Here is a 21,173-nt window from a genome sequence, read left to right on the forward strand (position 1 = left end):
TGCGCCAATGCGGCACCAGAGAGGCCCCGATGAGTGACAAACCCGCCACACCCCTGCTTGATCAGGTCACCCGCCCTGCGGACCTGAAACACCTGTCCGATGCCGAACTGACCCAAATCGCGCGCGAATTGCGGGCCGAGACGATCTCGGCCGTCTCGGAAACCGGCGGGCATCTCGGCGCGGGGCTTGGCGTGGTGGAACTGACCGTAGCGCTGCACGCGGTTTTCGACACGCCGCGCGACAAGATCATCTGGGACGTCAGTCACCAATGCTACCCGCATAAGATCCTGACCGAACGCCGCGACCGGATCCGCAGCCTGCGCATGAAGGACGGGCTATCGGGATTCACCAAGCGCAGCGAATCCCCCTACGACCCCTTTGGCGCGGCGCATAGCTCGACCTCGATCTCAGCAGCACTCGGCTTTGCCGTGGGCCGCGATCTGGGCGGTGTGATCCCCGAAGGACTGGGCGACGCGATTGCCGTGATCGGCGATGGCGCGATGAGCGCGGGCATGGCCTATGAGGCGCTGAACAACGCGGGCGATCTGAAAAAACGCCTGATCGTCATCCTCAACGACAACGAGATGTCCATCGCCCCGCCCGTCGGCGCGATGTCGAGCTACCTGAGCCGCCTCTACGCCGAAGCGCCGTTTCAGGATTTCAAAGCCGCCGCCAAGGGCGCGGTGAGCCTGCTGCCCGAGCCCTTCCGCGAGGGGGCCAAACGGGCCAAGGATATGCTCAAAGGCATGGCCGTGGGCGGCACGCTCTTCGAGAACCTCGGGTTTTCCTACCTCGGGCCGATCAACGGGCATGACATGGACCAGTTGCTGCCCGTGCTGCGCACCGTCCATCAACGCGCGACCGGGCCGATCCTGATCCACATCCAGACGCAAAAGGGCAAGGGCTATGGCCCCGCCGAAGCCGCGCGGGATCGCGGCCATGCCACGGCCAAGTTCAACGTGGTGACGGGCGAGCAAAAGAAAGCCCCCTCCAACGCACCGAGCTACACCCGCGTTTTCGCCGACAGCCTGCTGGCCGAGGCTGCGGAGGATGACAAGATCTGCGCCGTGACCGCCGCCATGCCCGATGGCACCGGCCTCGACCTTTTCGCCGAACGCTACCCCAGCCGCTGCTTCGACGTGGGCATCGCCGAGCAGCATGGCGTGACCTTCTGCGCGGGCCTCGCCGCGGCGGGGATGAAACCCTTCTGCGCGATGTATTCCACCTTCTTGCAGCGCGGCTACGACCAAGTCGTGCATGATGTCGCAATCCAGCGCCTGCCGGTGCGTTTCGCCATCGACCGCGCGGGGCTCGTGGGCGCCGACGGGCCAACCCACGCGGGCGCCTTCGATGTGGCCTTCCTTGCCAATCTGCCCGGTTTCGTGGTCATGGCCGCCGCCGATGAGGCCGAGTTGCGCCATATGGTCGCCACAGCCGCCGCCCATGACGACGGCCCCATCGCCTTCCGCTATCCGCGCGGCGAAGGGCGCGGGGTCGAGATGCCAGAGCGCGGCACCCCGCTGGAAATCGGCAAGGGCCGGATGATCCGCGAAGGCAGCAAGGTTGCGCTTTTGTCCTTCGGCACCCGTTTGGAAGAGGTCGAGAAGGCCGCCGAACAGCTTCGAGCCAAGGGCATCACCCCCACCATCGCCGATGCCCGCTTCGCCAAGCCGCTGGACCGTGAGATGATCCTCAAGCTCGCCCATGACCACGAGGCGCTGATCACCATCGAAGAGGGGGCAGTCGGCGGTTTCGGCAGCCATGTCGCACAGCTGCTGGCGGATGAGGCGGTGTTCGACAAGGGGCTCAAGTTCCGCTCCATGGTGCTGCCCGATACCTTCATCGATCAGGCCAGCCCGGCGGATATGTATGCCGTGGCGGGGATGAACGCCGAACAGATCACCGCCAAGGTGCTTGAGGTGTTGGGCATTGGCGACTTGGACGCGCAGCGCGCCTAACTTGCGGCGGTCAGCACCAGCAGGCCGCCCGCGACCAACGTAATCGCCACGCAGAGATAGCCCAAAAGCACGAAAAGCCCGTCGCGGGTGAACAGCCCAAACACCAAGAGGGCAACGGTGCCCGCTCCCAGCGATGACATCATCGGCAGCACCTCCATAAAGGGCCAGCCGAGCGGGATGATCGTGACCACCACCAGCGTGATGAACCGCATCGGCCCGGTGGTGAGGAACTGAAGGCGCGGCTTGCAACGCCCGTCGACGAAAGCGCAAGGACGGCGCAGAAAGCGCACGCAGCCGCTCAACCGATGGCCCGCCACCTCGCGCCGCAACAGAAATCGCGGCATCCATAGCCTGCGCCGCCCGGTCACCGCCTGCACGGCCAGCAGGATGATCGTCACCGCCGCAAGGGTCGAGACGCCGGGAATGCCCGACAGGGGTGAGACCAGCAGCAAGGCAACGATCAGGATCAGAGGGGTGATCGAACGGTCGCCGATCTCATGCAGCACGTCGTTGATCGACACCGCCTCCTTCTCTGCCGCGCGCTCCATGCTATCCAGCAAATGGGCCAACGTGTGTTCGTCTTGACGCATTCAGTGCCTCTGGCGGTGCCTCGGATTCAGTCTTCCGCCTCCAGCAGCGCGGCCAGACCAGAGCGGTAATCGGGATAGATCGGTTGCCAGCCCAACGCCGCCTTGGCGTGATCGTTCCGGACCTTCTTGCTCTCCGCGTAAAAGCTGCGGGCCATGGGGGTCATCTCGGCCTTGTCGAAGTCCACCGCCGGGGGCAAGGGCAGGCCCAAAAGCGCGGCGGCATGGCCGATCACATCCTGCGGCGGGGCCGGATCATCGTCACAAAGGTTATAGATCGCCCCCGGCTGCGGTTTGGCCAGCGACAGGTCCAGGGCTTGGGCGATATCCTCCACATGAATACGCGAGAAGACCTGCCCGGGCTTGATGATGCGCCGCGCCGTGCCTTTGCGCACCTTGGCGAATGGCCCGCGCCCGGGGCCGTAAATGCCCGCGAGCCGGAAAATATGCAGCGGCAGGCCGGGGATCGCGCCCCATGCCGCCTCGGCCTGCACCCGTGCCGCGCCGCGCCGGGTGGAGGGGGTGAGCGGTGTCGTTTCATCCACCCAATCGCCCCCGTGGTCGCCGTAGACGCCGGTGGTTGACAGATAGCCGACCCACCGCAAATGGGGGGCCGCTGCGGTGATTTCATCCTGTAAATCCAGCAGAACCGGATCCCCCTCCGGCGCCGGCCCGGCAGAGACCAATAGGTTGGGCACCTCTTGCAAAAGCGAAGACAGATCGCTGCCGGGCCAGAGCATCGGCTCCACCCCCGTGGCGGCAATCTCATCCAGTTTTTCGCGGCTGCGAGTCGTGCCGATGATGCGCCAGCCCTGCGGGAGCAACCGAGCCGCCAAGGCCCGCGCGCTATAGCCATGGCCGAGGGAAAGAAGCGTTTTATCCATACCGCCAAAGTGGCCCGCTTGGGCCGCGATCACAAGCGGCAAGCGGTGAATTTACTCTTTCAGAAGGTCGATCCGCTGTGATCACTAGAACCTGCGAGATTAACCCCGGCGCTCCGTTGGTAGCGAGCCTACCATGCACTTCGCTATGAGGACCTTCGCAACGCCTCAGGCGGGGCGAACCCTTCGACCCAGCGGTAGACCACTTGACGGGCCAGCGCTTCGTCATTCGCCACCAGCGCTTCGCGCAGATCTCGCAGGGCAGAGGCGATTTCGAGTTCGTGCAGCCCGTTTTCCCGCGCGGAATAGATTTTGGGATGGGCCGTATTGATCAGCAGACCGCTCAACGTGAGCTCTTCGGTCATCTTTTCGCCGGGGCGCAGACCGGTGATCTCAATCTCGATATCGCCATCGGGGTTGTCTTCGTCCCGCACGGCGTAGCCGGCGGTCTCGATCACCTGCCGGGCCAGTTTGAGGATCGGCACGGGTTTGCCCATATCCAGAACAAAGACCTCACCCCCTTGGGCCAGCGATCCGGCCTGTAGGACCAAGCGCACGGCCTCTTCGACCGTCATGAAGTAGCGCGCCACCCCGCGGTCCGTCACCGTCAACGGGCCACCGCGGCTGACCTGCTCTTGGAACAGTGGCACGACCGACCCGGAGGACCCCAGAACATTGCCAAAGCGGACCATGGAGAAGATAACCCCGCCCGGGCCGCCATATTTGCGCGCCATATCCTGAATGACGAGTTCGGCAAGCCGCTTGGAGCCGCCCATGATGTTGGTCGGGCGCACGGCCTTGTCAGTGGATACGAGGATGAAACGCTCCACCCCCGCCCGGGCAGCCTGTTCGGCCAAAGCATGGGTCCCGAGGACATTGTTCACCAGCCCCGACAGCGGGTTCGCCTCGACCAAGGGCACATGTTTATAGGCCGCGGCATGAAGGACCACATTGACCCCGTGTTGCGACAGCACTTTGCGCAGCTGCCGGGTATCCGTCACCGTCCCCAAGACCGAGACGATCTCGATATCGCTGCCCTCGGCCAACTGGCGGATCTCCATGTCGGCGTTATAGAGGGCCAGTTCGCTCAACTCGAAAAGCACCAGTTTGGTGGGGCGACAAAGCAACACTTGGCGGCACAGTTCCGACCCGATGGAGCCCCCTGCACCCGAGACGAAAACCACTTTACCCGCATAGCTCTCGCCCCCTTCGTTGATCAAAGGGGTGACCTCATCCCGGTTCAAAAAGCGGCTCGGAGAGACGGGGGAGAGCTTGTCGACCAAAGCCTCTTCGCCGATCAGCTGCGCGAAGGAGGGGAGGGTCTGCACCTCAAGACCTAGCTTCTCCAACCGCCGGGCGATCTGGGCCTGTTTGGGGGTGCTGAGCGAAGGCACGGCAAGCAACACGCGGTCGATCTGCTTTTCGACGGTAAGTTCAGCGATGCCCCCTGGGGAATAGACCGGCAGCTTCGAGACGTTGAGCCCCTGAAGCGCGATATTGTCATCAACAAAAGCAATCGGTTCGATCGTTTCATGGCCGCGCAGGGCCGAAACCAGTTGCGTCCCCGTGGTGCCCGCGCCGTAGATCAAAACGCGGCACCGCGCGTCGCCCGTCCGGTAGATTTGCAACACGATATGCAACAAGATGACCCGCGACAGCACCACCAGAGAGAAAAAGATCGCCCCGAACATCACATGTACGCCGATTGGGAAATCCAGTCCCAGAAGGGTCGCGCCCAGCAGAGATACGGCCGCAAGGATAGTCCCGAGTATTGCGGTGCTTCCGACCGCTGCGGTCTCGTAGGCGTTGAGTTGTGTTGTGCAAACCCCCAAGCGGATCGAAACGATTACGCCGACGATCAGGGTAATGGGTAGCGTGAGGGCATAATTCAACAAGGCATCGACGAAGGGTTCAGGTAGCCCGCGCACCGCCAGAGCGATGATGGCAGCTAACAGGATCAGGCAGGAGTCAAGCGTCAGCATGATCACGCGCTTTTGCCGCTTGGTCAGCGACTTGATAATGCTCAGCATGCGCCGTCTCCTGCTTACGAGTATATTAGCCGCAGCGCGGCCGAAACCTATTAGTAGCTCTCTTTTGTCCATGGAGCTTTTCGAGAGCGCCAAGAAGCGCAAAAACAGTAAATAGCGCTTAATGTATCACCATTCGAATCTGCATTCGCTTAAATTTTCAGCAAATAATGCCATGATTTTGTGAGGAACACCAATTCTTAACTAATTTGCCCGTCAACACTCTGCTGACAACCACAAACATTAACTGCTGCGAAAGAGGTTGCTAATGGTTTGAAACACCAGATCAAAGTCGTAGCATATGCTTTGATGGCGCTGATAGATCAGATCAAGCTGCGCCTTGCGCGGGACGCAGGTGCGACAATAGACACGATCGGTCTCTGCTGCGGTCTCGCAGTGCGACAGCAGCCGTTCTTCATGTTTGTGGTAGCGGATCGTGGCCAATCCGGTCACGCCGGGCCGGGATTTCAGGACTTCGGCATAGACCTCGGGAAAACGCTCAACATATTCGCGCAGCGGCGGGCGGGGGCCGACAAAGCTCAGATCACCGCGCAGGATGTTCCACAGCTGGGGAAACTCATCCAAGCGCCGCGCCCTGAGCCATGCGCCCGTGGGGGTGATCCGCGCGGCCTTGTTGCCGCCCGATACGCCCTGATCCTCTTCGGCCACAGTCATCGTGCGCAGTTTCCAGAGCTTGAAACTCTCTTCCGGCGTTTTCATCCGTTCGGCCACATGGAAAAGTGGCCGCCCCTCTTTGACCAGCAGCCAGACCAGCAAGCCCAGCAGGATCGGCCCCAAGATGACAACGAGAAGGCTGGCGAAGAACAGATCGAAAATGCGCTTGCGCCAAGTCATTGATGGGTCTTCATCGTTTGTTCATATCCTGCTGCCATTCCTGCACCAAACCGGCGGGCGTTTGAGTTTCTGGCGTGAAATCGACGTGGCGTTCAAGTGCATTCGTATCCAGCCGCACCTCGGGAATGGCAGCGGCAGGGGCGGGTTTGGGCTCCCACGCCAGCCCCGCCGCATCCAGCAACGCGCCCATTTCCACCGCGCCGGGGGCCGCGATGTTCAGAATGGGCGGCAGTTTGTCTGCTTGGCAAAGCGCGTGAAGCACCCGCGCCAAGGTCACCGGCCCGATGTAACTGCGGCTTGGCGTGCGACCATTGGGGAAGCGATCAATTTGCATGCCGGGCCGCCAGCCGCCGAGGATCGCATCCGCCCCCGCTACGTTGCCGATCCGTAGCGCAGTGACTTCGGTCTCGCCGCTCGCCTCTTGCACCGCCTTTTCCATCGCAAGCTTCTGTCGGCCGTAGTCCGACAGCGGAGCGCAGGACAGGTCCTCTCGCAGCGGGCCGTCCTCTGCACCGTAGACCGCCGCCGATGAGGCGACGATAAGCCGCGGGACCCCCGCCGTCTCTGCCAGTTTCAGCGCAGCTAAGGCGAGGGTCGCGTTATCTCCCAAGGCAGCACCCCCAGCCCCCGCCCGGGCTGGCGTCACACCCGCCAAAGAGATGATCGCTCCTGCCCCACTTGCGGCTGCGAGGGCTGCATCGCTTGGGCTCTCTTCCGCATTCGGCAGCTTGAGATCATAAAAGCCGGGCCGCGGCTCTCTCGACTGGCTGCGCAGCGCCTCCGGCTCTGGCCAATGGCGGCGCAGCATGCCGCCCAGCCGCCCCGTCGCGCCAAGCAAAAGCACATCGCCAGATGCCACCCCCCTGCCCGAAGCCCCATTGCCCATTGAAATCATTGACGCCATAAGTTCAGTCATTATCCTGTCGAATTAGAATTGTAATCATAGGCCGCGCAGGCAGCATTCTGCGAGACCCGTTATTTTACATTAGACATTGATCAAATACCCCGGTTTGCCGGTAAAACATTCGGAAGCGATGCGCATCTTATGAAGCACTTCAGCAAGCTGTTCCTCTCGATCCTGCTGGCATCCTCTCTTGCCGCCTGCGCGAGCCTTCCGCGCGGTGCCGCCATTCAGAAAGAGGTGACACGGGCGGCGGAGACTCCGGATGCGGATATCGCTGTCTATCCGGTGACCCATGCCTTTCTGCCCCATGTCGCCCAATGGCCCCGAACCGATAGTAAGCGCCATAGTTGGATCGGTGCCAGCCGGGGATCGAATGCCCAAGTCATCCGCCCCGGTGATCGGCTGGACCTCTTGGTCTGGGACAGCGGCGATAACTCCCTGTTGACCTCCCCGGCTCAACAAGTTGCCACCCTCCCCGGCATTCGCGTCTCGGAAAGCGGGACCATCTTCATGCCCTATATCGGCAAGGTCAAAGTCTCTGGCCGCACACCGGATTCGGCCCGTCAATTGCTTCAACGGCAGCTTGAGGGGATCGTGCCCTCCGCACAGGTGCAACTGGCGATGACCGAAGGACGCGGCAATTCGGTGGACCTCGTGGGCGGGGTCAACAAGCCCGGCAACATCCTGATGCCAGACAACAACTTCACCGTTCTCGCTGCAATCTCAGCTGGCGGCGGCGTGCTCTCCAGTATCGAAAACCCGCAGGTCAAACTGCTGCGCGGCGCCAATATCTATACCACCTCGATCGACCGGCTTTACGAGAACCCAAGCCTCGACACCCGGCTGATCGGGGGCGATAAGCTGATCATCGAAGATGACCGCCGCTACTTCCTGTCGCTGGGTGCCGCCGGGCGGGAGGCACAGTTTCCCTTCAACCGCGACGAAGTCTCGGCGCTGGATGCATTGGCGATCATCGGCGGGGTAAACGAATCCCGCGCCGATCCCGAAGGCATCCTGATTCTGCGCGAATACCCCGCCAGCGCGGTGAGTGCGGGCGTGCGCGGCCCGCGCCGCACGCGGGTGGTGTTCACGCTGGATCTGACCACATCCGACGGGCTGTTCTCGGCGCGGAATTTCCACATTCAATCCGGCGATCTGGTGCTCGCGACGGAAAGCCCGCTGTCGGACACCCGCACCATTCTGGGCCTTGTCGGTTCGGTCTTCGGGCTGGTGAATACCGCCGGAAACCTCAGCAACTGACCCTAGCCGATCCGCTTGCCCTCGGGCACCAATGCGTTGATCTGCGCAAGGTGTTCGGGCAGGCAGCGGGTCAGGAAATCGTAATTCTCAACCACATGAGCCCGCGCCGCCGGGCCGAGATGGGCGTGATCCTGCGGATGGGCGAGCACCTCTACCACCTGCGCTGCCAGCGCATCGGGGTCGAAGAAATCCACCAGCAGGCCGGTTTCACCATGGGTCACGGCCTCGCGCACCGGGGCCACGTCAGAGGCGACGATCGTGGCCTGCATCGACATGGCCTCGAGCAGGGACCAAGACAGCACGAAGGGCATCGTCAGATAGATGTGGCAGCGGCTGATCTGCACCAGCTTCTTGAAGTCGGGATAGGGCACTTTGCCGACGAAATGCACCCGCTCCCAATCGACCTTGCCCTGCAGTTCTGCCGCCATCTCTCCGCGCAGACCGCCGGGGTGATCGCTCTGCTTGCCGTAGGAGACCTCATTGCCGCCGACGATCACCACCCGCGCATGGGGCCGCTCGGCCAAGATACGCGGCAGCGCGCGCATCATCGTGTGAAAGCCGCGGGTCTTTTCCAGATTGCGCGCGACATAGGTGATGATCTCATCCTCGCGCGTGACGGGCCGCGCCAAACGCCCCAGACGCAGGCTCACATCCGGGTCGGGCAAAAGCTGATCGGTGCGGATGCCATCGTGACAGACATAGAGCTTGCGGTGAAATCTCTCGGGAAAACGGTCGCGCTGCCAATAGGTCGGGCAATGGCCCAGATCGACGGTCTCGATATTGGCCAGCGGTACGATGTTGCGGGCATGGTTGAGGTAGGGCGCATGGGCCGAGATTTTCTCGGCTGGGTCAAAGCCCACCATGCCGCCGGTCATGTTATAGTAATACTCGAAATAGCCGATGATCGGCACATCGGGCCAAAGCTCTTTGAAAAAGCTTAACTCCCCCCAACCGACGTGGCCGATGATGATGTCGGGGCGAAAGCCCTCTTGCGTTTCGATCTGCCGGGCCGCGCTGACGGCCCCGAAACCATTGCCCGAGGCTTCTTCCCAAACGCGCGAGAGCCCATAGGCTTTGTCGTCGGCCCGATGATGGGGGCGGTAGACCCGGGTTTCGACGCCGGGCAGATTTGGGGCGTTCTGACGCTGGGTCAGAAAATAAATCCGATGCCCGCCCGCCTGCGCCAGCCATTGCACCAACTCCCGGTATTGGCCGGGCATATTCTGGTGCACAAAGAGAAAATTCATCAGATGGTTCCGTAAATGCCTTGGGCCCCAGTTAGCCGCAAGCGGCGCGTTCTGGCAACATCCCGCGCCCTTTCATATCGCGGGCCCGCTTGAACCTCCCCCGGCCCTATGTCACCTTTGGACATGACAGATAAAACGTTCCCCTCTTGGCCCGATGTGGCCGCGCAATTGGTCGAGGTCGCCGCCGGACGGCGCGCGGCCGACACGATCATCACCGGCGGCATTTGGGTCAATGTGCACACCCGCGAATGCCTGCCCGACCATGACATCGCGATCGCCGCCGGGCGCATCGCCTTCGTCGGGCCTGATGCCAGCCATTGCCGCGGCGATAATACCCATATCATCGAGGCCAAGGGCCGCTACATGGCGCCCGGCCTTTGCGACGGGCATATGCATATCGAGAGCACCATGCTCACCCCCGCCGAGTTCGCCCGCGCGGTGATCCCGCATGGCACCACCTCGGCCTTCACCGACCCGCATGAGATCGCCAATGTGCTGGGTCTCGACGGCGTGCGGATGATGCACGACGAAGCGCTGATGCAGCCCATCAACATCTTTACGCAGATGCCCTCCTGCGCGCCTTCCGCCCCGGGGCTGGAGACCACGGGTTTTGAGATCGCCGCCGAGGATGTGGCCGAGGCGATGACATGGCCCGGCATCGTGGGTCTGGGCGAGATGATGAACTTTCCGGGCGTCAGCAACGCCGATCCGCAGATGCTGGCCGAGATCGCGGCCACGCAACGCGCGAACAAGACGGTGGGCGGGCATTACGCCTCCCCTGACCTTGGCCCCGCCTTCGCCGCCTATGTGGCCGGTGGCCCGGCGGACGATCACGAGGGCACCTGTGAAGCCGACGCCGTGGCGCGGATGCGGCAGGGGATGCGGTCGATGATCCGGCTGGGGTCGGCTTGGTACGACGTGAAGACGCAGATCACCGCGATCACCGAGAAAGGGCTCGATCCGCGCAACATGATCCTGTGCACCGATGACAGCCACTCCGGCACCATCACCAACGAAGGGCATATGAACCGGGTGGTGCGTCATGCCATCGACTGCGGCTGCGAGCCGTTGATTGCCTTGCAAATGGCGACGATCAACACCGCGACGCATTTCGGGTTGGAGCGGGAGATCGGCTCACTGACGCCGGGCCGCCGAGCTGATGTGATCCTGACATCGGACCTTGCGAGCTTCCCGGTAGAGGCGGTGATCGCGCGTGGCGAGGTGGTCGCGGAAGATGGCAAATGCCTTGTCGATTGCCCGCATTTCGACTGGCCTAACAATGCTCGCCAGACCGTAAACATGGCCCGAAACCTGAGCGCCGATGACTTCGACATCGCCGCACCCGAAGGCGCGAACGCCGTCACCGCCAATGTCATCGGCGTGGTCGAAAACCAAGCGCCCACACGCGCGCTGAAGTTTGAACTGCCCGTGACCGAAGGCCGCGTGCAGGGCACTGGCGAGGTTTGCCAGATCGCACTGGTCGAACGCCACCGCGCCACCGGGACGGTGACCAACGCTTTCGTCTCGGGATTCGGCTATGAGGGGCGCATGGCCATGGCCTCGACCGTGGCGCATGACAGCCACCACATGATTGTCGTGGGCACCGATGCCGAGCAGATGGCGCTGGCCGCCAACCGGCTGCGCGAAGTCGGCGGGGGCATCACGATCTTCCGCGAGGGCGAGGAACTGGCGCTTGTCGCCCTGCCCATCGCCGGGTTGATGTCTGACCGCCCCGCCGCTGAAGTCGCCGCCGATGCCGAAGCCCTTGTGCAGGCGATGATCGACTGTGGCTGTAAGCTGAACAACGCCTATATGCAGCATTCGCTCTTGGCCCTCGTGGTGATCCCGGAGTTGCGGGTCTCGGACCTTGGGCTGGTCGATGTGCAGAAATTTGAAATCATCCCATTGTTAGAGCCGCAAACATGACAACGATCCTGACCCCGGACACCCCGAACCCGGAAAGCTTCCGCGATGCGACCGCTGCCGTGGACCGCCTGACCGAACTTTATCAGCAGGCCACGACCTTCCTGCATGATGCCTTTGCCAAGGCGATGGAGACTTCGGCCCCCGATGCCCGCGTGCGTGCCTTTTATCCCGAACTGCGGTTTCGCACCTCGTCTTACGCCCACGTCGATACGCGCCTATCCTTTGGCCATGTCTCCTCTCCCGGCACCTTCGCCGCGACGATCACCCGGCCCGATCTGTTTCGAAACTACCTGATCCAGCAAATCGGCCTGTTGATCGAAAACCACGATCAGCCGGTGATCGTCGGCCCCTCAACCACGCCGATCCCGGTGCATTTTGCCATGTCCGGCGACAACGCGCTGAATGTACCGCAGGAAGGTGCTGCCGATTTCACCCTGCGCGATGTCTTTGACGTGCCGGACCTGTCGACCACCAATGATGATATCGTCAACGGCACCTATGTACCCGAGGACGACGTGCGCCCGCTCGCGCCCTTTACCGCGCAGCGCGTCGATTACTCCCTCGCCCGGCTGGCGCATTACACCGCCACGGACCCTGAGCATTTCCAGACCCATGTGCTGTTTACGAACTACCAGTTCTATGTGACCGAGTTCGAGCAATACGCCCGCGAGATGCTGCGCGACCCCGAGAGCGGCTATACCGCCTTTGTCTCGACCGGCAATGCAGAGATCACCGATCCCGATGCGCCTTTGGCAGAGACGCTGAAGACCCCGCAAATGCCGACCTATCACCTGAAACGCGCCGACGGTTCGGGCATCACGCTGGTCAATATCGGCGTCGGCCCGTCCAACGCGAAAACGGCTACGGACCATATTGCCGTGCTGCGCCCTCATGCGTGGCTGATGGTCGGCCACTGCGCGGGGCTGCGCAATACGCAGGCTCTGGGCGACTTCGTACTGGCGCATGGCTATCTGCGGGAAGACCACGTGCTCGACGACGATCTGCCCGTCTGGGTGCCGATCCCGGCGCTGGCCGAGATCCAGATCGCGTTGGAGCAGTCGGTGGCGCAGGTCACGCAGTTGGAGGGCTATGAGCTTAAACGCATCATGCGCACCGGCACCGTCGCGACCATCGACAACCGCAACTGGGAATTGCGCGACCAATCTGGCCCGGTGCAGCGGCTAAGCCAATCCCGCGCCGTGGCGCTGGATATGGAAAGTGCCACCATCGCCGCCAACGGCTACCGCTTCCGGGTGCCCTATGGCACGCTGCTGTGTGTGTCGGACAAACCGCTGCATGGGGAGTTGAAACTGCCCGGCATGGCCTCGGACTTCTACAAGACTCAAGTCGCGCGCCATCTGATGATCGGCATTCGCGCCATGGAACTGCTGCGCCGCATGCCATTGGAGCGGATCCACAGCCGGAAACTTCGATCCTTCGACGAAACGGCGTTCCTATAGGGCGGAAAACAGCGGAAATTCGCATGTTTTCGCGTTTATAGCGCCACAATTCGTTGTGTTATCCCACAACATACCGTTACATTCCGGCCATGAGGCCCTAAAAAGCGGGCAGTCTAAGGAGAATAAAATGGCAAAACCGATGACCAAGACCCAGCTCGTCGCTGCTCTGGCAGAAGAGATGGACACCGACAAGAAATCCGCAGGCGCAGCGCTCGACGCCGTTTGCAACCTGATCACCCGTGAAGTGTCCGCCGGCGGTGCCGTGACCCTGCCAGGCGTTGGCAAAATCTATTGCCGTGAGCGCCCCGAGCGGATGGTCCGCAACCCCGCCACCGGCGAACAGTTCAAGAAAGACGCCGACAAAGTGGTCAAGATGACCATCGCGAAGGCACTGAAGGACAGCGTGAACGAGTAAGCCTTGGGCTGAATGTTTGCGAAAGGGTCGTCTTCGGGCGGCCCTTTTTTGTTGGCCTTGAGGGCCATCACCTGCCCGTGGGTCGGCGATCCAACCTTCTGACGTTGCCACTTTATGGCTCAGCCGTGATGTGCGCTCTCAATGTTGCGCCTAACCTCAACAAAACGCCTACCCGGTCGCACCAGCGGTGCGCCCAAACTACGACGGCACGCCTCTGGCGTGACGGGCGGGCAGGCGATGGCCCGGTGCCTGCGGCTTAATTCCGAGCGGGGTGGCGAACTCCCCCGTTTCCGCACCTTGCCCTCCCCCTTCAAACCCGCCATTGCTTAGCAAGTTCAGCACAGGGGGCATTTCATGGACATCCGCGCAATTCTCATGGGACTGGCCTTTGCCGTGATGTGGTCCTCGGCCTTCACCTCTGCCCGCATCATCGTGATGGATGCCTCGCCCCTGCTGGCTCTCTCTCTGCGCTACTTGATTTCCGGCCTGATCGGCGTCGGCATCGCGCTGGCCTTGGGGCAAAGCTGGCGGCTTACCCCCGCGCAGTGGCGGGCGACGATCATCTTTGGCGTGCTACAAAACGCGGTTTACCTTGGGCTTAACTTCATCGCCATGCAGACCATCGAGGCGTCCCTCGCCGCGATCATCGCCTCTACCATGCCGCTTCTCGTGGGCTTCGCCGCTTGGGCGTTCTTGGGCGAGAAACTGCGCCCTCTAGGCCTCGCGGGACTGTTTGCCGGTGTCATTGGCGTCGCCATCATCATGGGCGCGCGCCTCGGCGGGCAAGTCGACCTCTATGGCCTCATCCTCTGCGCCATCGGCGTGGTGGCTCTCACCGCCGCCACCCTATTGGTGCGCGGCGCGACATCGGGTGGCAACTTCCTCATGGTCGTCGGCTTGCAAATGCTTGTCGGCTGCGTGGCCCTCTCCATCGCCACCCTGCTGTTTGAGACACCCCGCATCGACCCCAGCCTGCGCCTGACGCTCGCCTTCGCCTATACCTGCCTTGTCCCCGGCCTTGCCGCCACCGTGGTCTGGTTCTGGCTGGTCAACCGTATCGGCGCCACGCGGGCGGCGACCTTCCACTTTCTCAACCCGTTCTTCGGCGTGGCCATCGCGGCCCTGCTGCTGGGCGAAACGCTGGGTCCGCGCGACATCCTTGGCGTCGCCATCATCGCAGGCGGCATCCTTGCCGTGCAGGTCTCGCGGCAACGCAAGGCGTAACGCCAGTGTGAGCCGCAAACCCTTTGAATTTCACCGCCACACCCCATCTAATAGGCCAAGCCCATGAATGGAGGACGCCATGCCCCAATACGAAAAAACCAACGCCGCGATTGATGCGCTGAGCCCCGAAGAATTCCACGTCACGCAGCGCGGCGGCACCGAACGCCCCGGCACCGGCAAGTACCTGAACAATAAAGAGCCGGGCATCTACGTCGACATCGTCTCGGGCGAGCCTTTGTTCGCCAGCGGTGACAAATACGAAAGCGGCTGTGGCTGGCCCAGCTTTACCAAACCGATTGTGCCTGCCTATGTCGAAGAGTTGGAAGACGCCTCGCTCGGCATGGTCCGCACCGAGGTGCGCAGCAAACACGGCGACAGCCACCTTGGCCACGTCTTTCCCGACGGCCCACCGGATCGCGGCGGGCTGCGCTATTGCATCAACTCCGCCTCTTTGCGCTTCGTGCACCGTGACGACATGGAGGCCGAAGGCTATGGCGAGTATCTCAACCAAGTGGAGAATGTGACATGACAACCGAACGCGCAGTATTGGCCGGAGGCTGTTTCTGGGGGATGCAAGATCTGATCCGCCGCCGCCCCGGTGTGGTCTCGACCCGCGTCGGCTATACCGGCGGCGACGTGCCCAATGCGACCTACCGCAACCACGGCACCCATGCCGAAGGGATCGAGATCAACTTCGATCCCGAAAAGACCTCCTACCGCGAGTTGCTGGAGTTTTTCTTTCAGATCCACGACCCCACCACGATGAACCGTCAGGGCAATGACCGTGGGATGAGCTACCGTTCCGCGATCTACTATGTCGACGATGAACAAAAAGCGGTCGCCGAAGATACCATCGCCGATGTCGAAGCTTCTGGCCTGTGGCCGGGCAAAGTCGTGACCGAGATCGAACCCGTTGGCGATTTCTGGGAAGCAGAGCCAGAGCATCAAGACTATCTGGAACGTCTGCCCAATGGCTACACCTGCCATTTCCCGCGCGCCGATTGGGTGCTGCCCAAACGCGCAGCGGCTGAGTAACGATGCTGCCCCCGGCACCGCGCCGGGGGTCAGCCCGCCGCCACGCGCGGCCGCCCCGAGGCTTCGACGGTAAGCGCGGCCTCTACAAACACCTCCCGCCCCTCAATCTCCGCCATACGAATATCGCGCGTCACGTGGCACTCGATCTGTGCGGCCCCGGCTGATTGGGCCCGCGCGCTAGCGGTTTCGGTCAAAGCGGTCTCTGCTTCGGCCAAAGCGCGTTCGGCATCCGGGAAATCCTGTGGGCCATTGGCCAGATGAACGCGAAACACCCCTTCGTGCGGGACGGTGACAGTGCCGCTTTCACGCATGATCACCCGGCCCACCACCGCACCGATGGCATTGGCGACATGGGCGTGGCTAGGCAGGATCATCTCGCTCCCCAGTCTCTTTCCGACCGCCGGGTAGTAGGTCGCCGCCGAAGCGCCCAAGCCCACGACAGGCAAGTTCAGGCCCGCATCAATCCGCAGCACGCCGCGATGCCCCGACAGGCCACGCTGCATCAAAACATGCCGTGCCAAGATCTCGGGCGGCAGGTCAAAGGCGGGGGATTCTTCGGCAAAAGCAGTCTCTAAAAGAGCCAAAGTGGTCTGATCGGTCAGCTGGTCGATGATGATTTTGGCAAGGCTCTCGGGCTCGGGGCAGAACCGCAGGCCCGAGCCGCCGCGCTTGCGTCCGAACAACGCCAACGCCTTATGCGCAGCCGCGCTGTCCCATGCGACAAGATGCCCGGCGACATGGCTCGCATCACTGGGCGTAACCCCCGCCACCTGCACCAGCCCGCGCGCCACCAACCGGTTCAAAGCGCCCTGTTCGACCCGGTTCCGCAGCACGTCGCCCAAGGGCCAGACATCGGTGCCGATCCGCTCCAGCAGGGCCAAGTCGCGCGGGGCCAGACCTTCGACCTCCTGACCCGACACGGCCCGCACAAAACGGCCATCATGCTCTCCCACCACACTCCGCCGCAGTTGGGCGTCCAATGCTCTATGCACCACCTCGCCCGCCTCCACCGCAAGGAGAGAGACCGGCAGCAGCCGCTTCGGCCCAAGGGTCACACCCGCGGTCAGACCTTGGGACGTGAAGTGCACCTCGCTGTCACCGCCTAAGCCATGGGTCCGCATCGCCACCGCCTCGACCATGGTTCGATAGGGACCAACCTGCGCACCCGCCGGATCAATCGCCGGGCGACCGTCGCGCAACAGCGCTACATCGGTCGTCGTCCCGCCGATATCCGACACCAGCGCCGTCTCTGCCCCGGTCAACCAGCGCGCGCCCACGAGCGACGCAGCAGGGCCGCTAAGGATCGTCTCGATCGGGCGCTCGCGGGCCTGCGCGCTCGACATCAAGGCACCGTCGCCGCGCACCACCATCATCGGGCCGCTGATGCCCAAGCTGCACAATTGATCCTCCGCCCGGCCAATCAGCCGGTCGATCATGCCAATCAGCCGCGCGTTCAGCAAAGCCGTCAGCGCCCGCTTCGGCCCGTTCAGCTTGGCCGAAAGACTATGAGACGCCGACACCGGACGCCCCGTGACCTCTGCCACCAGTTCCGCGACCCGCTGCTCATGGGCCGGATTGCGCGTGGCGAATTGGCTGGCCACGGCAAAGCCGCTTACGTCGGCCCTATGCGTCTCTAAAAAGGCGATTAGGGCTGTCTCGTCCAGCGGCGCAACCTCGGCCCCCGCATGGTCGTGCCCACCAGCCAGCAGCAGGCAAGGGTCACCCCGCAGCGCCTCTGACAGCCCATGCGCCTCAAGATCAGGAGCGCGAAATCCGACATAGATCAGCGCCACGCGGCCGCCCTGCCCTTCGACCAGCGCGTTGGTCGCCAGCGTGGTGGAGAGCGAAGCCATGGCGATCTGATCCGCCGCCACGCCGGACTGCGCCAGCACCGCGCTGACCGCATTGCCCACGCCAACAGCCAGATCGGCGCGGATCGTCAGCGCTTTGGCCGAGGCGATCACCTCTGTCTCATCGCGGATCAGCACCGCGTCGGTATAGGTGCCGCCCGTGTCCACACCCAATAACACCGCCATGGGCGTGCCTCCTATGCCAACCGTTCTGCCGCCCAACGCGCGGCATCGGCCACGGTGGGGTCAGCATCTTCGGTCAGAGATTGCGCCACCGGGCGCAGCCGCGCCAGCCCGGAATTGCCAATCGCATAGAGCACATTGCGCACAAAGCGGTCTCGCCCGATCCGTTTGATCGGAGAGCCGGAATAGCGCGCGCGGAACGCCGTATCATCCAGCGTCGCCAACTCTGCCAAGTCCGCCGGCTGCACTGCGGGGCCGTGATAGCGCATATCACTGGCCGCCACAGCAAATTTGTTCCACGGGCAAGCGGCAAGGCAATCGTCGCAGCCATAAATCCGGTTGCCCATCTTCTCGCGCAGGTCCAGATCGACCGGCCCTTTATGTTCGATCGTCAGATAGGAAATGCAGCGCCGCGCGTCGAGTTGATAGGGCGCAGGGAAGGCATCTGTCGGGCAAGCCTCAAGGCAGGCGCGGCATGACCCGCAGTGGTCGACCTCCCGCGCATCGGGGGCGAGATCAAGCGTGGTGAAAACAGACCCTAAAAAGGCCCAATTGCCGAATTTCCGGCTAAGAAGATTGGTATGTTTGCCCTGCCAGCCGAGCCCCGCCGCCTGCGCCAACGCCTTTTCCGGCACTGGGGCGGTATCGACGAAAACCTTCACCTCGGGGTCAGCCGCACGGGCCTCCTCCATCAGCCAACGCGCCAGCCGCTTCAGCCGTTTCTTGACGATATCGTGGTAGTCACGCCCCTGCGCATAGACCGAGATCGCCCCCTTGTCGGGATGCTCCAACACCGCGCGAGGGTCATGGTCGGGGGTGTAGCTTTCGGCCAGCATGATGACCGACCGCGCCTCGGGCCAGAGTGCTGCGGGATTGCCGCGCCAATGCATCCGCTCTTCCATCCAGCCCATCTGCCCGTGAAACCCCGCCTCGACAAAGCGGGCGAGCCTTTCGGGCATTTCGGGCACGTCTTCGGGGCGGCAAATACGGCAGGCGACAAAGCCTTCCTCAAGTGCCCGAGCCACCACCCGCGCCTTGAGGGCCTCCGGCCCGGGGTCGGCGCGGGGGGCGGCGGGCATCAGAAGTCGAGGTTGTTGTAATGCACCGGCGGCGGGAAGCCCGGCAACTGGTCGGCGAGGATCGACCGAAAGGCGGGACGCGATTTGATCTTGGCGTACCAGTCCTTGACCACGTCAGAGCGGTTCCAATCCACGTCCGAGATATAGTCGAGCGACGACAGATGCGCGGCGGCGGCGAAATCGGCCAGCGTCATTACATCGCCCGCCAGCCAGCGGCGGTGGTCCAGCAGCCACGCCATATAGTCGAGGTGATATTTGATCGCCTTGGCCCCGGCCTTTACGTTCTTGCTGTCCGGGTAGCCCTGTTTGGTGACCTTCTTGTTGACCCGCTCGTACAGCAGTTTCGAGGTCACCTCGTCGTGGAATTTGTCGTCGAACCAGCTGACCAGACGGCGCACTTCCAAGCGCTGCACCGGGTCGCTGGGCAGCAATGACCCCTCTGGGCGGGTCTCTTCGATATACTCACAGATCGCGGCGCTTTCCGCCATCATGATCCCGTCAAGCCGCAGCACAGGCACCTTGCCCGCCGGATTGCGGCGCAGGAAATCGGGGTCTTGCTCCCAATAGCGTTCCTCGACCAGTTCCACCTCGATCTTCTTCTCCCCAAGGCTAAGCCGCACCTTGCGACAGAAGGGGGACAAGGGAACGTGAAACAAGCGAGCCGTCATATAAAGTCCGTGTGGTTAAAGGGATTGCACTCTTCCATGCCTGCTGGCGGGAGGATTTTCAACTCTCGAAACAAGCGGCACGACCGTCCGCGCGGATGGTCGCCGCCCCGTCCATGATCTGGGCCGTGCGCTTGCGGGTAAAGTCACCGGGCCGGGAGGCGGAACGCTCTTTCGGGTCGGGCAGGATCGCGGCAAGGCGCGCGGCCTGCGTCGGGCTCAGGTCTGCTGCCGCGACGCCAAAGTAATGCGGGGCCGCAGCGCCGACGCCAAAGACACCTTCGTCGAACTCGGCCACATTCAAATAGACCTCAATGATCCGGCGCTTGGGCCAAAGGGTTTCGACCAGCGGGGTCATCCCGGCCTCAAGTGCTTTGCGCAGCCACGAGCGGCCATGCCAAAGATAGACGTTCTTGACCGTCTGCTGGCTGATCGTGGACGCCCCGCGGGCAGAGCCATTTTCAATCGCGGTGCGGATCGCCTGCATGTCAAAGCCCCAGTGGTTGCAGAAATTCGCATCCTCTGCCGCGACAGCCGCGCGGGCCATCACGGGGGCGATCTGCTCAAGCGGCACCCAGTCGCGCTGCACCCCACCCAGACGGCGCGATTCCGAAAGCATGTAGACCCCGGTGGGCGGGTTTACGAAGCGGAACAGCAGCACCAGCAGCACGGCCAAGACAAAGGCCAGCGCCAAGGCGCGTACCACCCAGCGGCCCGCGCGTTTCTTCAACGGGGGGCTTGCCTTGCTCGAATTCTTGCCCTTGGGGGCGGTCTTTTTCCGTGTCGCCATGGATCAGCTATAGGCCGTCTGCGGGATTTTGTGAACGGTTCTCGCGCGCGGTGATTTCTAGGGCGAGGTAGGCACCGATCCGGGCGGAGCCACGGGCGGAGGGATGCACGTTGTCCCCGGCAAAAAGCCCGCGGTCCCCCCGGTCGATCACGTCTTCGGAATCGACGAAATGGATCCCGGGGCGGCCTGCGGCGAAAGTGGCGATGCGGGATTCGATTTCGACCAGATCATCGCGGCATCCGGCAAAGGAGCCTGAGCCGGAGCCTGCGTAATAGCCCATCCACATGACCTGCGCCCCGGTCTGGGCACGGAGGCGTTGCAAGAAGGCGGGGATGCTGCCGCTTTGACCGTCCGGTGCGATCAGCGCATTCACCGAGGCCCCGCAGGCCCCGCAGCCGCAATCGGCGCTCAGATCGTTGGCACCGCCATTCACCACCACCCAGTTCCAGCGCCCGCCGGGGAACTGCTGCTGAATGTCAAAGCCAACGGCAGAGGCGATGGTCGAGCCGTTGTCGAACTGCGCGCCGGGCACGGCACGGCTGGTGACGCTGCGGCCCGTTTGGTTGGCAATGACATCGGGGATGGAGCGGCCTCCATTCCACGCCATGATGGAATCGCCCAGCACGAGGATATCGCCCCCGCCACGCGGTGCGGTGTCGGTGCAGGCGCTGAGGCCCGTGACTATCAGCAATACCGCTAGAATTTCTCGCATGATCTGCCTCCCGTGGAGAGGCAGAGGTAGCGCAGACACTTTTGAATACCACCCCAGCCCGGAAACAAGCCGCAGGCGCCGGGCCATCGCCTGCCCGTCCCGGCGGGCTGGCGAT

Annotated in this window: 19 protein-coding genes; 8 read left to right on the top strand and 11 right to left on the bottom strand. The window is 62.9% G+C overall.

What is annotated here, in order from left to right:
• The first annotated feature begins 29 nt into the window (after nucleotides 1–29).
• Nucleotides 30–1,958: a 1-deoxy-D-xylulose-5-phosphate synthase gene (dxs, locus tag ACGYKA_RS05950; protein WP_394408369.1), complete on the top strand. Its 1,929-nt coding sequence runs from the start codon at nucleotides 30–32 to the stop codon at nucleotides 1,956–1,958.
• Here the strand turns inward: dxs and ACGYKA_RS05955 are convergent.
• The 5 genes from ACGYKA_RS05955 to ACGYKA_RS05975 form a co-directional block, all read right to left on the bottom strand.
• Nucleotides 1,955–2,548, bottom strand: a complete 594-nt coding sequence (locus ACGYKA_RS05955) for an exopolysaccharide biosynthesis protein (protein ID WP_394417518.1) — start codon at nucleotides 2,546–2,548, stop codon at nucleotides 1,955–1,957. The genes dxs and ACGYKA_RS05955 overlap by 4 nt on opposite strands.
• Before the next feature lie 26 nt (nucleotides 2,549–2,574).
• Nucleotides 2,575–3,429 carry an SDR family oxidoreductase gene (locus ACGYKA_RS05960; RefSeq protein WP_394408795.1) on the bottom strand — a complete coding sequence of 285 codons (855 nt, stop codon included), beginning with the start codon at nucleotides 3,427–3,429 and terminating at the stop codon, nucleotides 2,575–2,577.
• Between the two features lie 143 nt (nucleotides 3,430–3,572).
• The gene (locus ACGYKA_RS05965; protein WP_394408363.1) at nucleotides 3,573–5,456 is read right to left on the bottom strand and encodes a polysaccharide biosynthesis protein; all 1,884 of its coding nucleotides are present in this window, start codon (nucleotides 5,454–5,456) and stop codon (nucleotides 3,573–3,575) included.
• A 240-nt stretch (nucleotides 5,457–5,696) separates the two neighbouring features.
• Nucleotides 5,697–6,308: a sugar transferase gene (locus ACGYKA_RS05970; RefSeq protein WP_271688745.1), complete on the bottom strand. Its 612-nt coding sequence runs from the start codon at nucleotides 6,306–6,308 to the stop codon at nucleotides 5,697–5,699.
• Between the two features lie 10 nt (nucleotides 6,309–6,318).
• Entirely contained in the window at nucleotides 6,319–7,224 is a 906-nt protein-coding gene (locus tag ACGYKA_RS05975) for an NAD-dependent epimerase/dehydratase family protein (RefSeq protein WP_394408360.1), read from the bottom strand.
• 129 nt (nucleotides 7,225–7,353) lie between these two features.
• Between ACGYKA_RS05975 and ACGYKA_RS05980 the strand changes: the two genes are divergently transcribed.
• On the top strand, nucleotides 7,354–8,472 hold the full coding sequence (locus ACGYKA_RS05980; RefSeq protein ID WP_394408357.1) for a polysaccharide biosynthesis/export family protein: 1,119 nt from the start codon (nucleotides 7,354–7,356) through the stop codon (nucleotides 8,470–8,472).
• Between the two features lie 2 nt (nucleotides 8,473–8,474).
• Here the strand turns inward: ACGYKA_RS05980 and ACGYKA_RS05985 are convergent, their stop codons facing one another.
• Nucleotides 8,475–9,719, bottom strand: coding sequence for a glycosyltransferase family 4 protein (locus ACGYKA_RS05985; protein ID WP_394408355.1), 1,245 nt, complete (start codon nucleotides 9,717–9,719; stop codon nucleotides 8,475–8,477).
• A gap of 123 nt (nucleotides 9,720–9,842) precedes the next feature.
• Here ACGYKA_RS05985 and ade point away from each other — a divergent pair, with 123 nt between their 5' ends.
• From ade to msrA, 6 genes are all read left to right on the top strand, one after another.
• Nucleotides 9,843–11,645 (top strand): adenine deaminase, encoded by a 1,803-nt coding sequence (gene ade, locus ACGYKA_RS05990; protein WP_394408352.1) that lies wholly within the window; start codon nucleotides 9,843–9,845, stop codon nucleotides 11,643–11,645.
• Nucleotides 11,642–13,105, top strand: a complete 1,464-nt coding sequence (locus ACGYKA_RS05995; RefSeq protein WP_067624625.1) for an AMP nucleosidase — start codon at nucleotides 11,642–11,644, stop codon at nucleotides 13,103–13,105. Before ade ends, ACGYKA_RS05995 begins: the two co-directional genes overlap by 4 nt.
• 127 nt (nucleotides 13,106–13,232) lie before the next feature.
• The gene (locus tag ACGYKA_RS06000) at nucleotides 13,233–13,520 is read left to right on the top strand and encodes an HU family DNA-binding protein (protein ID WP_007118569.1); all 288 of its coding nucleotides are present in this window, start codon (nucleotides 13,233–13,235) and stop codon (nucleotides 13,518–13,520) included.
• A gap of 354 nt (nucleotides 13,521–13,874) precedes the next feature.
• Nucleotides 13,875–14,744 carry a DMT family transporter gene (locus tag ACGYKA_RS06005; RefSeq protein ID WP_300051113.1) on the top strand — a complete coding sequence of 290 codons (870 nt, stop codon included), beginning with the start codon at nucleotides 13,875–13,877 and terminating at the stop codon, nucleotides 14,742–14,744.
• 79 nt (nucleotides 14,745–14,823) lie between these two features.
• Complete coding sequence (gene msrB / locus ACGYKA_RS06010; protein WP_394408347.1) at nucleotides 14,824–15,273, top strand: peptide-methionine (R)-S-oxide reductase MsrB; 450 nt, start codon at nucleotides 14,824–14,826, stop codon at nucleotides 15,271–15,273.
• Entirely contained in the window at nucleotides 15,270–15,779 is a 510-nt protein-coding gene (gene msrA, locus ACGYKA_RS06015; protein WP_067942613.1) for a peptide-methionine (S)-S-oxide reductase MsrA, read from the top strand. The genes msrB and msrA overlap by 4 nt, the downstream gene beginning before the upstream one ends.
• A 29-nt stretch (nucleotides 15,780–15,808) precedes the next feature.
• On the opposite strand, the gene ACGYKA_RS06020 is transcribed toward msrA, so the two are convergent.
• The 5 genes from ACGYKA_RS06020 to ACGYKA_RS06040 are packed head-to-tail and all read right to left on the bottom strand — an operon-like array spanning nucleotide 15,809 to nucleotide 21,058.
• Nucleotides 15,809–17,815: a hydantoinase/oxoprolinase N-terminal domain-containing protein gene (locus ACGYKA_RS06020; RefSeq protein WP_394438214.1), complete on the bottom strand. Its 2,007-nt coding sequence runs from the start codon at nucleotides 17,813–17,815 to the stop codon at nucleotides 15,809–15,811.
• An 11-nt stretch (nucleotides 17,816–17,826) separates the two neighbouring features.
• A complete protein-coding gene (gene queG, locus ACGYKA_RS06025) occupies nucleotides 17,827–18,891 on the bottom strand; it encodes a tRNA epoxyqueuosine(34) reductase QueG (protein WP_394408340.1) in 1,065 nt (354 codons plus the stop codon).
• On the bottom strand, nucleotides 18,891–19,559 hold the full coding sequence (locus tag ACGYKA_RS06030; protein WP_394408337.1) for a glutathione S-transferase family protein: 669 nt from the start codon (nucleotides 19,557–19,559) through the stop codon (nucleotides 18,891–18,893). Before ACGYKA_RS06030 ends, queG begins: the two co-directional genes overlap by 1 nt.
• A gap of 58 nt (nucleotides 19,560–19,617) precedes the next feature.
• On the bottom strand, nucleotides 19,618–20,346 hold the full coding sequence (gene mtgA / locus ACGYKA_RS06035) for a monofunctional biosynthetic peptidoglycan transglycosylase (protein ID WP_067624604.1): 729 nt from the start codon (nucleotides 20,344–20,346) through the stop codon (nucleotides 19,618–19,620).
• A 7-nt stretch (nucleotides 20,347–20,353) separates the two neighbouring features.
• Entirely contained in the window at nucleotides 20,354–21,058 is a 705-nt protein-coding gene (locus ACGYKA_RS06040) for an SGNH/GDSL hydrolase family protein (RefSeq protein WP_394408334.1), read from the bottom strand.
• Nucleotides 21,059–21,173 lie beyond the last annotated feature (115 nt).

The organism is Sulfitobacter sp. 1A15106 (genome assembly GCF_043556995.1).
GTDB classification, from domain to species: Bacteria; Pseudomonadota; Alphaproteobacteria; order Rhodobacterales; family Rhodobacteraceae; genus Sulfitobacter; species Sulfitobacter faviae.